This window comes from Kitasatospora sp. McL0602, from assembly GCF_052076145.1.
GTDB lineage: Bacteria > Actinomycetota > Actinomycetes > Streptomycetales > Streptomycetaceae > Kitasatospora.
In genome coordinates this window covers 4,096,923-4,111,048 of the sequence record NZ_CP197246.1, presented here as the reverse complement: position 1 = coordinate 4,111,048, position 14,126 = coordinate 4,096,923, and the positions used below count along the sequence as shown (strand labels likewise).

The 14,126-nt window shown below is 70.1% G+C and carries 15 protein-coding genes; 3 read left to right on the top strand and 12 right to left on the bottom strand.

The features are described 5' to 3' along the window. Positions 1-39: 39 nt before the first annotated feature. Both ACR68M_RS18735 and ACR68M_RS18730 read left to right on the top strand, forming a co-directional pair. Positions 40-252 (top strand): hypothetical protein, encoded by a 213-nt coding sequence (locus tag ACR68M_RS18735; protein ID WP_441245244.1) that lies wholly within the window; start codon positions 40-42, stop codon positions 250-252. Positions 253-313: 61 nt separating this feature from the next. Beyond that, positions 314-1,159 carry a hypothetical protein gene (locus ACR68M_RS18730; protein WP_441245243.1) on the top strand — a complete coding sequence of 282 codons (846 nt, stop codon included), beginning with the start codon at positions 314-316 and terminating at the stop codon, positions 1,157-1,159. Positions 1,160-1,390: 231 nt separating this feature from the next. Here the strand turns inward: ACR68M_RS18730 and ACR68M_RS18725 are convergent, their stop codons facing one another. From ACR68M_RS18725 to ACR68M_RS18715, 3 genes are all read right to left on the bottom strand, one after another. Then, entirely contained in the window at positions 1,391-2,014 is a 624-nt protein-coding gene (locus ACR68M_RS18725; protein WP_441245242.1) for an HAD-IA family hydrolase, read from the bottom strand. Between the two features lie 277 nt (positions 2,015-2,291). Beyond that, complete coding sequence (locus tag ACR68M_RS18720; protein WP_441245241.1) at positions 2,292-3,533, bottom strand: MAB_1171c family putative transporter; 1,242 nt, start codon at positions 3,531-3,533, stop codon at positions 2,292-2,294. Between the two features lie 137 nt (positions 3,534-3,670). Further along, positions 3,671-4,183 carry a hypothetical protein gene (locus ACR68M_RS18715; protein ID WP_441245240.1) on the bottom strand — a complete coding sequence of 171 codons (513 nt, stop codon included), beginning with the start codon at positions 4,181-4,183 and terminating at the stop codon, positions 3,671-3,673. Positions 4,184-4,701: 518 nt separating this feature from the next. On the opposite strand from ACR68M_RS18715, the gene ACR68M_RS18710 reads away from it, so the two are divergent. Next, positions 4,702-5,538: a TrmH family RNA methyltransferase gene (locus tag ACR68M_RS18710; protein ID WP_441245239.1), complete on the top strand. Its 837-nt coding sequence runs from the start codon at positions 4,702-4,704 to the stop codon at positions 5,536-5,538. 7 nt (positions 5,539-5,545) lie between these two features. Here ACR68M_RS18710 and ACR68M_RS18705 read toward each other — a convergent pair whose 3' ends face one another. From ACR68M_RS18705 to ACR68M_RS18665, 9 genes are read right to left on the bottom strand one after another with little or no spacing between them, the layout of a single operon-like run. Next, positions 5,546-6,544, bottom strand: coding sequence for a glycosyltransferase family 4 protein (locus tag ACR68M_RS18705; protein WP_441245238.1), 999 nt, complete (start codon positions 6,542-6,544; stop codon positions 5,546-5,548). Continuing rightward, positions 6,541-7,392: a glycosyltransferase family 2 protein gene (locus ACR68M_RS18700; RefSeq protein WP_441245237.1), complete on the bottom strand. Its 852-nt coding sequence runs from the start codon at positions 7,390-7,392 to the stop codon at positions 6,541-6,543. Before ACR68M_RS18700 ends, ACR68M_RS18705 begins: the two co-directional genes overlap by 4 nt. After that, positions 7,389-8,165, bottom strand: coding sequence for an HAD family hydrolase (locus tag ACR68M_RS18695; protein ID WP_441245236.1), 777 nt, complete (start codon positions 8,163-8,165; stop codon positions 7,389-7,391). Before ACR68M_RS18695 ends, ACR68M_RS18700 begins: the two co-directional genes overlap by 4 nt. Then, entirely contained in the window at positions 8,162-9,184 is a 1,023-nt protein-coding gene (locus ACR68M_RS18690) for an NAD-dependent epimerase/dehydratase family protein (RefSeq protein ID WP_441245235.1), read from the bottom strand. The genes ACR68M_RS18695 and ACR68M_RS18690 overlap by 4 nt, the downstream gene beginning before the upstream one ends. Positions 9,185-9,210: 26 nt before the next feature. After that, positions 9,211-10,413: a polysaccharide pyruvyl transferase family protein gene (locus tag ACR68M_RS18685; protein ID WP_441245234.1), complete on the bottom strand. Its 1,203-nt coding sequence runs from the start codon at positions 10,411-10,413 to the stop codon at positions 9,211-9,213. Positions 10,414-10,428: 15 nt separating this feature from the next. Continuing rightward, positions 10,429-11,463: a glycosyltransferase family protein gene (locus tag ACR68M_RS18680; RefSeq protein WP_441245233.1), complete on the bottom strand. Its 1,035-nt coding sequence runs from the start codon at positions 11,461-11,463 to the stop codon at positions 10,429-10,431. Next, positions 11,460-12,473: a glycosyltransferase family 2 protein gene (locus ACR68M_RS18675; RefSeq protein WP_441245232.1), complete on the bottom strand. Its 1,014-nt coding sequence runs from the start codon at positions 12,471-12,473 to the stop codon at positions 11,460-11,462. The genes ACR68M_RS18680 and ACR68M_RS18675 overlap by 4 nt, the downstream gene beginning before the upstream one ends. After that, positions 12,470-13,129, bottom strand: coding sequence for a phytanoyl-CoA dioxygenase family protein (locus tag ACR68M_RS18670; RefSeq protein ID WP_441245231.1), 660 nt, complete (start codon positions 13,127-13,129; stop codon positions 12,470-12,472). Before ACR68M_RS18670 ends, ACR68M_RS18675 begins: the two co-directional genes overlap by 4 nt. Continuing rightward, positions 13,126-14,082, bottom strand: coding sequence for an NAD-dependent epimerase/dehydratase family protein (locus tag ACR68M_RS18665; RefSeq protein WP_441245230.1), 957 nt, complete (start codon positions 14,080-14,082; stop codon positions 13,126-13,128). Before ACR68M_RS18665 ends, ACR68M_RS18670 begins: the two co-directional genes overlap by 4 nt. Positions 14,083-14,126: the final 44 nt, after the last annotated feature.

Below are 14,126 nucleotides of genomic sequence, written 5' to 3'. Positions count from 1 at the left end.
TGCGTCGTTCCTGCTACTGGCGTTGCTCACGAGAACCGGTTGTGGCTCAACTGGCAGACCACCCGCTGGTCCTCAGCTGGGCCGATACCGACGGCCGGTCGGCGCCTGCGGGCGGCCACCGCCACCCCGGCCGATGCGCAGGTCCTCCGGCGGCTCCGCGACGAGGCGGTCGCCGTCATCGACCGCACCACCGCCGGACAGGCCGAGCAGCTGCTCGTGCCCGCCCGGTACTGGGACCTCGTCCTGCCGTAGCCCGGGGATCAACCCTGCTGTTCCCGCTCCGCCGTCGCCACTCACCGCCTAGATTGACGGGGTGAATCCGCGAACCGAGGTGTCGTTGCCGCTGGAGCTGGGGCGCCTGCTGCCCTCGACCTCACCCACCCGGTGGCGTGAGGCGGTCCTGAGGGCCGGCCAACTCCTCGCACCGGGCTGGGCCGTCGCCCCCGTGCCGGCCACCCCCGGGGCTCTCGCGCTCGTCCTGTACGCCGTCAGCGCGGACACCGCCACAACGCCGGAACAGGTCACCCTGGCAGAGGTGACCGCCCTGCTCGATGCCGCGCCAGACCTGGACCAGGAACCTGCCACCACGCGCCTGCTCATCCACCACGCGCTGGAGAGCGGCGGGCACCCGATCGGCGACCGCACCCACCCGGCCTCCCGTACGGCGGCCCGCCTCCTGCACCGGGACGAGCCACTGGACATCCCCCTGGCCCTCGGCGGCGGCGTCGCCGGCCCCTCCGCCCTGCGCTATGCCCTCCCGCGCCTGCGCGCGCTGCTCGCCGGCCTGACCGAAGAGCAGCTCAGCGGGCTCCCGTCGGTGGAGCCCATCCCGGTGGAGGCCAGCGCCCATGTGACGGGCGCCGTCAAGATCGTCACGTCCGATAGCTGGCTACCCCTGGGCTGCCCCGTCTGCCGCCGGGCCGAAGGCGCAACCGTGGCCGTGGACGGCGACCTCGCCACGTTCACGTGCCGCAAGCGCCACACCACCACCGACCACCAGCTGGGCGCCCGGCACGTCCACACCGCACTCACCCGCACCTCCCCCGGCGGCAAGCCCGTGCGCGGGGACCTGTACGTCGTACACCCCGACCAGCCCGCCGACGCCGATCCCCGCCAGCTGTGCGTGTGGCTACGCGCCCCGGTCGGAGCCCTGTACTAACCGCGGTGCCAGAACCGGTTCTCGTGAACAGAGCCACGCGACCGATGGTCGACCGGCCCGGAACGGTCCGGCACGAGCTTCGATGCCGCCGTTCCACCCGGCCACAGCGAAGGGACGGCGGCCCCACCCCCTATTGGGGTGGGGCAGCCGTCCCTTCGCTGTTCATGCCCTCAGAACTTCAGGGCCGAGCCCTGGCCGCACCGAGGTGTGGGCGCACACGGGGCCGCGCCACTACGCGCTGAGGTCCACGCCGAGCAGCTCGGAGAGAGTGGCCACCGTCTGCTTCGGGTCCTGGTTGTGAACGCCCGCGAGGCCGAGGTGCTCTGCTGCCTGAACGTACGCCTCGGTGTCATCGACGAAGATGCACTGCTCGGCCGACATCTCCATCATCTTGAGCGTGACCTCGAAAAGGGCCTGGTCGGGCTTCCGCATCAGGTGGTGCTCGGAGATCACCACGACGTCGTACAGACGCTCAAGCTCGTAACCGTCGTACAGGTCCCATGGCGCGAGCCCCACCGAGTTGGACAGGATGCCGACCTTGATCCCGGCGCGCCTCGCCGCAGCAGCCGCGTTGATCAGCAGCGGCTCAGGGCGAAGGTCGCCGAAGATGCGGCCCATCAGGTTGTCGGGGGCCACGCCCAGCATCTTGCCGGCGAAGGTGTTCCACTCGGTCTGGCTCACCGCGCCGCGCTCCAGGTCGGAGGTGATCCGAACGCCTGTCTCGTCCTTGTACAGGGCCGTGAGGCAGGCACCCTGCGGGAGTCCCTCGCGCTGTTCGAAGGCCAGCACGGCGGGCAGGAGCGGGGTGGTGAGCACGCCTCCGAAGTCGAGGATGAGGCCGGTGCGGTGGGACATGCGGGAACTCCATTGCTGAGATTTCGTACGTGCATCCAGATCGGACGGCGTCACGGACCCGGCCGCATAGAGAGCGGCAACAGTAGCTGTGCGTCAAAGGCCAGGGTGCGCTAACGGGACAGGCAAGACCTATGAGTCCGCATCTCCAACGGTACCAGCCCGGTTCATAAGGCGGATGGTGCTGTATCTCACCTACCAAGGGCCATTCAAGATCGCCCTGCCGCCCGCTCTGGGCGGCGCGGGCGGCAGGGCCTTCGAAATCATCGCAGGACGCCGATTACAGGCTTTCTATCGGCTCGTCTTCAACTGTCGCGGAGTGCAGGAGAACATCTCGCGCCTGCTCGATGGTGATTTCCGAGTAGACCCTGCTGACTCGCGCTAGCCATGCCGCCTCACTGTCGGTGTCGACGAACGGCTTCTCTCTCAGAGGGGCGGCGGCCCGCTGACTGGCCGGCGCGCTCTCAGCGGCCAGGAGTGCCGCCTTAATCCAGTGCGCCTCTGCGGCTGGTTCGGAGTCGGGATGTGAAGCAGTGAAATCCTCCGCAGCGAACATCAGCTCTCGGGGTGCGTAGTAGCGCAACTTTTCGCAGGCGTCACCGATATCCTGAGTCCATCTGTCGAGGCGCACATCAATGGGGACACGAATTTGCACAAGCTCCGAAAGACGCCGCCCAGGCGGGTAGAGGCTTGTGCCAGGAAATGCATCCACCAGGTCGAACCAGAGAGGATAGATTCCGTAGAGGGTGCGCCAATTCTTCCACTGGGCCGCCACCGCACGGGTAGTGGGAATACTCGCGCCTACGGCGACGATCAAGAAAAGCAGGTCCATCCATATTGACGTGGCGTCAACGAGCAGCTGCACAGTGGAGGGGCTCATGGGGAAGGCCACCGCCGACCAAAGGATGGTGATACGGGCCAACGTATGAACCAGGCCCATCCACATCGAAATGCCCATCAGGCTCAGCCCGATACGCATGCTTGCGCACTCGGCCTGGCGGGCTGCCCTCGTCCACTGGTATCCGCAGATAGCGGTCGTGACTAGCGGGAAGAAGTAGAAGACGGTCATGTAGACCGCGACTCCCCACTGTCCGGCGTGGTCGATGAGGAAATTCTCGCTCGGCGTGCGACGGTCCACCACGGTGAAAAATAGGACCGTGAGCAGAATGACACCTACCGCGCCAACCTTGTAGGACGCGCGGGCGATCCAACGGGAGACTGCCACGTGGCGGGGCACGACCGCCTCCGAGCTCTTCCCGTAGCTGGTGGCGACATAGGTCAGGGCCGCGATGATCGCCGCCGTGCTGGCGAAGTGCCTCAGCAGGGCGCTCAGATCCACCACGGGAACGCGATCCATCGCATGCATCACCGCGGGCGTATAGAGCCACAGGGCTACGGCGAAACCGGCATACCCGCCCCAGAGCGCCCTGCGGTGGGAGTCACCGTACCGAACCGCGGGAAATCTCCACACTACGATGACAGTCATTACTGCCGCCGTCAGGTATTGAATGTAGTGGAACATGAAACCAATGACTATCTGTGCAGGCCGCACGATCTTGCCGCCACGGAAGGCGGGTCAATGCGGCCTTAATTGCCGGTAGGGAAGTTTTTGCGCGGCGACAGCCGCTATTACACGTCGCGAGAGCCGTCCAACTGCAACTAGCGCCCGCGCCTTGGCGGAGCGACCGGGTGCACGAGCGAGGACTCCAGCAGGCTGACCATATCGTCCCCGGTGAAAGCCTGGCGCCGAGCCAGCCGCTTTATCAGTGAGGCTGAAATCTCCGCCTGCTTTTCCTCGGGGCTGCCGAAATCTACGCGCCCTTGGACCAGGGCCAACGGGAAACGCTGCAGGACCTCTTCACGAACTCGCTTGGGGACATACCGCTCGATCTCGGCAGCCGTAAGGGAGGTCCCGTGATCCAGCCATTCATGCGCGAGCTCATGGAGAATGATGTGCTCGGTGCGATTACGACTTGAACGACGGCGGTAGAGAATGATCGTGAACTCTGGCGTTTTTACCCTGAGCCCGCAAGCGGCGCCCAAGCCTCCGTCGGGGTCGTCCAACGGCAAAAGTTGAATCTGCCGATTCAATGCAGTCTCCATATTCCGCACCAGCGCCTCGACGCTGAAGGGGGTCGGAATGGGGAGACCGGCAAGCAGCCTCTCGCACATCTTAACGAGAGAACGCTGCGACGGGCTTCTACGCCAACGCATACTCGCTCCAGTTCACTGCCAGCCCGTCCTGATACTCGCACGCCAGGCATTTGCAGCCAGGAGCATTCGTCTGAGGCGCACGGGGGTCGGCCGTCACGCTTCATCCACAACTGATCGTACAAGGCGGAATGTGTGGTACGCGGGGGGCGGGCGTGTAGCGAAGGTCACCCAATGGCGATGGGGCGCTACCCACATTCCAAGATCGAGATTGGTCCTGCGGCACCCTTATTGATCTTTGTGCACATGGCGCGGTCCCGACCGAGCCCAACCGTCGACGGCGCGACGTCCGCAACCGCCCTGCCCTGGCGGCCAGGTCCTCGCCAGAGCAGGGATGACGCGCTCGATCCCGGCGATCCGGACGGCCAGTCCGCCCTCCCCGATGGGCCCCGTTGCCGGTGTAGGGTTTCAGACTGCGCTGGTGCGGACTCCGCCATGGTCGGAACGCATCGTGGTAGTCGGCTCATCTTGGAGGACAGGTGCCAGCGGTCCAGCGAATCACCTCCCGCAACGCGAAGTTCCAGCTGTGGGAGGCCCTGCTCACCAACCGGAAGAAGCGCAACCAGCTCGGCGAATTCCTCGTGCAGGGCGTCCGGCCGATCTCGCTGGCCGTGGAGTACGGCTGGCCGATCCACGCGCTGCTCTACGACGACCGGCGGAAGTTGTCGGGCTGGGCGCAGGAGCTGCTGCGGACGACGCGGTCCGAGCGGATCGTGATGGCGCCGGAGCTGCTGGCAGAGCTGGGCGAGAAGGCCGAGGGCGCGCCCGAGGTGATCGCGGTGGTCGGGTTGCCGGCGGACGACCTGAACCGGATCAAGGTAGGTCCGGACTTCCTCGGTGTCCTCTTCGACCGGCCGACCACGCCGGGCAACATCGGGAGCATCATCCGGTCCGCAGATGCATTCGGGGCGCACGGGATGATCGTCTCGGGTCACGCCGCCGACGTCTACGACCCGAAGGCCGTGCGGGCGACCACGGGCAGCCTGTTCTCGCTGCCGTCCGTCCGGGTTCCGGGGCCGACCGAGGTGATGGCGTGGGTGGAGCAGCAGCGTGCCGCCGGTCAGCCGCTGGTCCTGGTGGGCACGGACGAGAAGGGCGACGCCGATGTCTTCGACTTCGACCTCACCCAGCCTGTGCTGCTGCTGGTGGGCAACGAGACGACTGGTCTGTCCAGCACGTGGCGGGAGCTGTGCGACTTCACGGTGAGCATCCCGATGACGGGGGCGGCCAGTTCGCTGAATGCGGCGAACGCTACGACTGCTGTCCTGTACGAGGCTGCCCGGCAGCGGATCGCGGCCGGGCAGCGTTCGCGCTGATCTCAGGTCAGGTCCAGGCACCGCCCGCAGCAGCACGGCGGTAGACCTCCAGGTACTTCGCGGCGATCACGTGGTGGCCCCAGCGCTCGACCGCTGTGGCGCGGAGGTACTCCGGGGCCGGGAGGCCGGCCAGGATCTTGGCGGCCTCCTCTGCGGTGGGCTTCTGCTCGACCGGTAGGGCGATGCCGACGTGCGGGGCGATCTCGCCCAAGCAGCCGTTGTCGGTGGCGATGACTGGGGTGCCGCTGACGGCGGCCTCGGCGACGACGGTGGCCCCGGGCTCGATCCACTCGCCTCCGAAGGGGCCGCCGAACGGCTGGGAGAGGGCAAGCAGGGCCACCGCACCGGCGAGCAGGCTGGTGCGGTGACTGCCTCCGACCTCTCCGATGTACTCGGTGCCGGGGTAGTCGGTGAGGATGCCGTGCAGGTAGTCCGGCTCCCATGCCGGTCCGGCGAGTTTCAGCGGGAGCCCGGCTGCCTGGGCGAAGGCGGCGGCATCCCGGGCGCCCTTGTGGACGGAGACCCGGCCGAGGAACAGCAGGATGCCGTCCTTCCTCTCCCGGTAGGTGTAGCGGTCGGGGTTGACCGGCAGCCGGATGACCGGCGCGTCCGCGGACGCGGCGGCGCGGCGCTGGGCGTGGGAGAGGTAGACGCCGTTCGCCGTGTGTTCGGGTACGCCGTTGAGGTGGTGGGTGCGGACGGCGGGCCAGTCGGGTTCGGCGGGCAGCAGTTGGCCGTTTGTGTGGTCGTGCACCACGTCCGGACCGAAGGCGCGCAGCGCCTCCCGGGTGGTGTCGAAGGTGGTGGCGTCGGAGACGGTCAGGCCCGGTCGGGCGGTGCTGCCCGGGGCGCCGACCAGGAGGATCTCGCACCCGGCGGTCAGGAGTCCGTCGATGAGGGTGGCGACCACCCACTGGATGCCGCCGTAGCCCTGTGGCGGGACGGTGATCCACTGACGAGTGTCCTGTCCGTACCGGTGGGGCGGGTTGAGCATGGCGATCTTCACGGGTGCCTCCGGGCCTGGTCGAGGAGTTCACGGCCGATGCCGGTCAGCACCGCACCGGTGTAGAGGGCGGCGAGCACGGCGGGGCGCGTGCCGGGGCCGCTGGAGCGGTTGCGTCTCCACTCCTTGCGCAGGCCGGCGCGGGCGGTGTGGCGGCGGACTTCGCTGCGGCCCTGCCAGTAGGCGCGGCGGAGGAGGTAGCCGGGGCGGAGCCGGTGGGCGGGGATCAGGTGGCGGACCGGCGTGTCGTGGAGGACAGCGGTGGTCGCGCCGTGGGCGGCGAGTCGGCGTACGAGCGTGGTGTCCTCGGCGGAGGCCAGGTTGGTGCCGACGCGGCCCAGGCGGCTGTCGAAGTCGAGGCCGAGCAGGCGGGTGTGGTCGCGGTCGAGGGCGAAGCAGCCGCCCCAGATACTGGCGGGCAGGTCGGGGTGGTGGGAGCCGAGGTAGTGCAGTTGCCCGGCGGTGAGCCACCACGGGGTGCGGCGGCCTTGGAGGTCGGCGGTGATCCGGGTGCCGGCCACATGTGCTCCGTCGGCGAGTGCGGTGCGCAGGCTCTCGATGGCGGCGGCGGTGGGGACGATGTCGTCGTCCACGAACACGACGTGCCGGGTGGGTGCCTCCTTCAGCGCGAGGTTGCGGCTGTAGGACAGGCCGATGGTGGCCCCGTTGAACAGGACGGTGCGCCGGTCGGCGGGCGCGGCGAGGCGCCGCCGGGTGGTGGTGTCTGCGGTGGTGTCCACGACGACCAGGAGGTGGTCGTCCGGGCCGAGGACGCAGGGGAGCCGGTCGAGGGCGGCCAGGAGCAGGCCCGTCCGGTTGCTGCACACCGCCACGGTGAGAGGTGCGGTCACCGGAGCACCTCCGTCCAGCGCCGGGCCGGTGCCCGATCGGCGAGCTGGGTGGCCAGGTCGGCGAGGTCTCGGACGTGCAGGCTGTGATCGGCGGCGGGGTGCCGGCGGACCTCCAGGCGTTCGGCCCGCACCTTCTCGTACGCGGCGAGGAGTGCAGGGTCGACGCCCGGTGGAGCGCTCCAGCCGGTGGGCGGGGTGACGAGCGCGGCGTGGGCGCCGAGGCGCTGGGCGGGGGCGGCGTCGTGGTCGGGCCGGTCGCCGACCATCAGCGTGGTGGTCGGGTTCCAGCCGAGCTGCTCGATGGCCCAGCCGAGCAGGCCGGGGTCGGGCTTGGCGATGCCCACGGTGGTGTCGAGGGCGACGAGGGCCAGGTGCTCGGCGGCGCCGCTGGCGCGCAGGACCTCCTCGCACTCAGGGGGCTGGTTGGCGACCACGCACACCGGTCGCTGCTCGGCGAGGGTGGCCAGGGCGGCGACGGCTCCGGGAACCAGCTGCGCAAGGTCGGTCCAGCGGCGGCGGACGCTGGTCCAGGCGTGCGCGCCTGCCGGGCTGTAGAGGCCGGGGCTGGCGGTGGCGCTGGCCCGCTGGAGGTAGAAGCGGCGCATCTCGGTGGTGAACTGCTCGACGGTCAGGGTCGGGTCGGCTTCGCCGACCAGCTCCAGGACGCCTTGGAGCCAGACGAGTTCGAACGGCTCGTCGTAGTAGAGGACGCCGCCGACATCGGTGGCGATGGTCTCGGCGGCCGAAGCGAGGGGCTTGGTGGGCTTGGTCACGGCGTGTCCGTCCGGGAGGTGGCGGTGGTGTACCACTCGGGCTGGGTGTCGGGGGTGGTCTCCAGGGCGAGGGCGGAGTGGGGCTGGACCGGTCCGTGGGCCCTGGCCCAGGCGGCGGTGGTGGCGAGGCCGTCGGCGAGCGGGGTGTCCTTCCAGCCGCCGAGCAGCATCCGGGCGAGTTCGCTGCTGGTGTAGGCGGCGTGGACCTCCTCACGGGTGGCCAGGTGGCGGATCGGGTGATCCGGCACACCCATCGCCTCGCGCACCGCGTGGGCCATCTCCAGGACGGTGCACGGCTGTTGGCTGCCGACGTTGATCACCCGGTTCCAGTGGCGGGGGTTGTCCGCGGCGTCGAGGAAGCACCCGACGATGTCGTGGACGTAGGTGAAGGAGCGCCGCTGGCTGCCGTCCCCGTACACGGTGATCGGCTCGCCGCGCATGATCTGGTTGAGGAAGATCGCTACCGCGTTGCGCAGCGGGTCGCCCATGTTCTGCCGCTCGCCGTAGACGTTGTGCATCCGCAGCGCACTGAACGGAAGGCCCTGCATCTGCGCGGTGATGGCCAGTTCGCGTTCGATGGTGAGCTTGGCGTTGCCGTAGCTGTCGACGGGCTGCGGGTGGTCGTCCTCGCACATCGGGACGCGGCCGGTGCCGTAGACGGCGACGGAGGAGGCGTAGGAGAAGTAGCGGACCTTAGTGCGCAGTGCGGCGTTGATCAGGTGGATGCTGCCGAGGACGTTGACCTCGTAGTTGTGGCCCTTGACGGCGTGGCTGATCCCTTCGGCCGCGAACGCGGCCAAGTGGAAGACGCTGTCGAAGGCGTGGCTGGCGAAGAGGTCGTCGACGGTGGTGCGGTCGGCGATCGAGCCGGTGACGAAGGCCGCGCCGTCGGGGACGTTCTCCTTCTTGCCGCCGTCGAGGTTGTCGAGGATGACGACCTCGTGTCCGGCGGCCAGGAGCCGGTCGGCGAGGTGGGAGCCGATGAATCCGGCCCCGCCGGTCACCAGGTGAAGGGCCATGCTGTTCTCCGATCGGGTTGGGAGGCTCAGGAGTTGAGGAGGGCGCGCACTCGGGCGATGTCCGCCTCGGCGAGCGCGACCTGGGTGGGGAGCCGGGCGGCGAGGTGGTCGCGGAGCTTCTCGGTGTCCAGGCGGGCGAGGTGGTCGGCGGCGGCCGGGTCGGCGGTGAACGCGGCGATGTCGCGGTGGACGTCGCCGGCCGGGACGGCGGGGCCGTAGGTGTCGGCGAGGACGCCGTGGAACTTCGGGGAGTGGCCGAGGGCGACGGCCGGGGTTCCGCTGGACAGGGCGCCGATCGAGGCGTGCAGGCGCTCGGAGATGACCAGCTCCGCGCCGCCGAGGACGGCCTTGTAGTCGCCGGCCCCGGTGCCGTCGGCGTCCAGGACGTGCACCGGGACGCCGGGCAGACGGGCCGCGATCTGCCGGGCCAGGAGGCGGTCGTCGTTGTGTTCGCGGGAGTCGTGGCAGTGCGGGACGAGGACCAGCGGTCGGCGGCGAACGCGCCACAGCGTGTCGGCGAGGCGGGTCAGCGCGTCCAGGTGCTGGGTGTCGGTGATCGGGCTGTAACGGGTGACGCCTCGGCTGGGTGCCAGGCACAGGTACTCCTGGCCGGTGTCCAGGCCGGCGGCGGCGAGCAGCTGCGTGGTGCGGTCGGGGCTGGCCGGTTCGAGGAGGAAGGCGGGGTCCGCGGCGAGCTGGACCTTGTCGTCGTCCAGGGCGAGCTGTTCGGTGAGGTAGGCCAGGGTGGTGCTCTCGCGGACGGTCAGCAGGTCGAGCCGCTGGGCGGTGGCGGTGAAGGCGGCCTGTTCTGCGGGGTCGGTGAACGGGCCGACGGACTGGCCGACCATCGCGGTGGGGATGCCGAGTTGCTGGGCCCGGTCGAGCACGGCGAGGTAGGGGGTGGAGACGCCGTAGTCGGAGGTGTGCAGGTCGCCGCCGGTGGCGAGGACCAGGTCCGTGTGCTGGAGCAGGCGGGCGGCGCGTTCGCGGCGGTGCTGCTCGGTTTCGACTGGCCGCAGGGTTGCCCAGGAGCGGGAGACGACGAACGGGTCCGCGGTGCAGTCGGCGCCGCTGCCGGCGAGCGCTTCGGTGTCCAGGTCCGGGGTCTGGGTGAGGACGGTGACCGTGGTGTCCGGCGTGGTGGTCAGCGCGGCGGCCAGGGAGCGGGCGAGGGCCTCGACTCCGCGGCTCTCGCAGCTGGTGATGCCGGTGATCAGGATGTTGGGCACGGTGGGTCTCCCGGGCTAGTGGGTTAAGGCGAGGAGCTGACCGAGGACGCGCCGGTAGTTGAAGCTGCGGCGCAGTTCGTCCTGGATGCGGCCGAGCCTCTGGCGGTTGGCGGGAGCGTCCCGCAGGAGCCGGGCGAGGTCCTCGGCCGGCTCCTCGCCGAGGATGAACGGGGTGATCTCCTCGCCGTAGAGGCCGGTGGTGTAGGCGAGTTCGGGCGGCAGGACGGGCATGGTGCCGGCCGCGACGGTCTCGAACATCCGGGGGGTGAGCAGGTGCTGGTGGGCGAGCAGGGGCCGGGCCAGGACCGGGGTGATCTCTGCCTTCGCCATCTGGGTGAGGACTTGGCCGAACTGGACGGGGCCGGTGACCTTCACGCCGTGCTCGGCCAGCCAGCCGGGCCGGTTGGCGGTGGCGGCGAGGTGGTCGGGGTGGGGGTCGCCGGACCACCAGCGACCGGCCACCCGCAACCGGGTCAACGACGGCCGCGCGGACCGAGCGGCTTCGACTAGGGCACCGAGCGCGTCCCAGCGCCACCAGTTCGCGCCGACGTACTGGAGGTCGTAGGTCGTTGCCGGTGCCCGCTCCGGGCGGTGCACGGGCTTGGGCATCCCGAAGTAGGGGAAGAACCGGGCGCCGTCCGGGAGATCACCGAGGCGCGGTTGGAGGATGACGTCGCTCAGGTCCCGGTACAGCTGCTGCCACTGCTGGTGGCCGTAGGCTCCGGCGGAGTCGTCCACGCCGAGGACGGTGTGCACTCCCCAGTGGGCGTCCGGGTCCAGGACGATCCGGCGCTCGCGCGGGAAGCGCTCGCACAGCTCCCGCCGCCGCTCGTCCAGGAACTGGCGGCCCTCGAAGACCAGAACCAGGTGGGTGCCCCATGCGAGGTCGTCGACGACCGGCAGCAGGCTGGGGACCTGGTCGTCCAGGCGGCACAGCGGACCGGCGAGGGCGACTTCGCAGTCCAGTGCCGGAGCGGCGCGCACGTACTCGCCGATCATGTGCGCCGATCCGGCCTGCCAGTGGAAGTCCCCGGCGAACAGGACCCTCATCGCGCGCCCCCGCCGGCGTGCAGGCGGCGGTGGGCGCGGCGGCGCCGCGCGATGGTCGGGGCGAGCCGCAGCAGCCACCAGGTGGCGGCGGTCGTCTCCGCCCACCCTCGGGCCGGGGTCGTGTCGCCCCCGACCGAGCGGCCGGCCAGGTCCTGGCGCAACCACCGCCCGGCCAGCGAGAGGATGGCGGGCCACGTCCAGGTGACGTCCGTGAGCAGGAAGTAGTAGCGGTTGCGGCGCATCTGCACGCGTCGGTAGGTGCTCGCGCCGGTTCCGCCGCCGCCGTAGTGCTGGATGCCCAGGTCCACGTTGAGGGCGACCCGCCAGCCTGCCCAGCGGGCCCGGCGGCACAGGTCGGTCTCCTCGTAGTAGGTGTGGAAGACCCGGTCGAACAGCCCGAGGGTGCGCAGGACCTGGGCGCGGACGAAGAGGGCGGCGCCCTGGACGTAGGCGTGCTCCAGGGTGGCGGGGGCGCGGCCGTGCTCGGGGCCGGCCGGGGAGGGGCGGTTCGGGCGGTCGCCCACGAAGCCGTCGGCCTCGCCCAGCTTCAGCGCGAGGCGCGACCACTCGTTGTGCTCGTCCAGGGCGACGGGCACACCGTCGGCGTCGGTGTAGGTGTACTGCATGGGGCCGCAGATGCCGTAGGTGGGCCACTGCTCCATGAAGGCGGTCAGCTGGTGGATGAGGTCGGCCGGGGTGCGGGTGTCGGGGTTGACGAGGAACACGTAGTCGGCGCCTGCGGTCAGGGCGGCGCGCATGCCGACGTTGTTGGCGCGGGCGAAGCCCAGGTTGGCGTCGTTCTCGATGATCCGCACTGCGGGGAAGTCGTCGCGGACCAGCGCGGTGCTGCCGTCGGCACTGGCGTTGTCGACGTACCAGACGGTGAGGTCGAGGTCGGGGGTGTGGCTGGCGAGGAGGGTCGACAGGCAGGCGGGCAGCCAGCGCGCCTCGTTGGTGCCGACCGTGATGGTGGCGACCTTCGGGCGGTGGGCGGGTGCGGTGCTGGTCATGATGCCTCCGTGGTGTCGGGGACGAACTCGATGACGAGGCTGCGGCGGGGCCGCGCGGTGGGGTTGGGCCGCGAGGCGTGGACGGTCCGCACGTCGTGCACGGCCACGTCGCCGGCCCGCGCGCCGACCGGCAGGACGGACCCGGCGTCGCGGACTTGGTCCACGTCGGCGTCGTCGGCGAGCAGGTGGCTGCCGGGCACGAATTCCAGGCAGCCGTTGGAGGCGTCGGAGTCGTCCAGGAAAAGGCTCAGGTTGATGGCGCGGCCGGGGGCGGCGTCGGTGCGGTCGCGGTGCCAGGGGACGGCGGCGGCCAGGTGAGGCATCTTGACGATCATGGCGATGACCCGGGCCTGCGCGGGGCCGCCGAGGATGGTCTCGGCGAGGTGGTGCAGGGGGCCGGTGGCGAACAGTCCGGCCGCGAGCGGTGCGCCCGGCTGCTGCTCAAGGTTGTGGACGCGGTAGAGCACCGGCGTGCTCTCGCTATCGCGGGTGAAGTGCCAGAAGTCCTCGCTGCGGTGGCCGCTCTCGAAGGCAGCCACCAGGGCGTCGGCTTCGGCGCGCAGTCGCTCCAGCAGCGGATCGGTGACCACGGCCGGGACGACGGTGTACCCGTCCGCCCAGAGCTGGCCGAGGTCGGCGGCGGTCGGCGCGCTCACCGGGTGGCCCCGGCGGCGAGCTGCTCGGTGAACCAGGCCACGGTGGCGGCCAGGCCGTCCTCAATCGCCGTCTGCGGCACCCAGCCGAACACCTCGCGGGCCACGGTGGTGTCGGGTCGGCGGCGTACCGGGTCGTCCTCTGGCAGGGCGGTGAACTCGACCTCCGCGTCGGAGCCGGTGAGGTCGAGGACCAGGTGGGCGAGGGCAAGGACCGTGCGCTCGTCCTCGGTGCCCAGGTTGACCGGGCCCGGCTGGTCGCTCGCAGCGACCGCGAGTAGCCCGGCGACCGTGTCCTCGACGTAGCACAGGGAACGGCTCTGGCCGCCGTCCCCGGTCACTCGGAGCGGCTGTCCGGCGAGTGCCCGGGTGACGAAGGCCGGCACCGCGCGGCCGTCGTCGGCCCTCATCCGGGGACCGAAGGTGTTGAAGATCCGCACGATCGCGGTGTTGGTTCCGTACTCACGGCGGTACGCGGCGGTGGCAGCCTCCGAGAACCGCTTGGCCTCGTCGTAGACGCTGCGCGGCCCGATCGGGTTGACGTTGCCCCAGTACGCTTCGGTCTGCGGGTGCTGGTGTGGGTCGCCGTACACCTCCGAGGTCGAGGCCAGGACGAACCGGGCGCCCTGTTCCTTAGCCAGCTCCAGCGCGTTCAGCGTTCCGATGGAGCCGACCGACAGCGTCGGGATGGGGTGGCGCAGGTAGTCCGCCGGAGAAGCGGGCGAGGCCAGGTGGAACACCACATCCACCCCATCCGGGACGGCGAGCTTGTCGTTGATGTCCTGCTCGACCAGCCCGAAGCACTCGACGCCAACCAGGTGCGCGATGTTGGCTCGGCTGCCGGTCAGGAAGTTGTCCACGCAGACCACGGCGAAGCCGTCGCGGATCAGCGCGTCACACAGATGGGAGCCGATGAATCCGGCTCCGCCGGTCACAACGGCGGTCCTTCGGACCATGGGAGTCCTCCTGGCTCGGGCACGCCCGACCCGCCCGGCGGCAC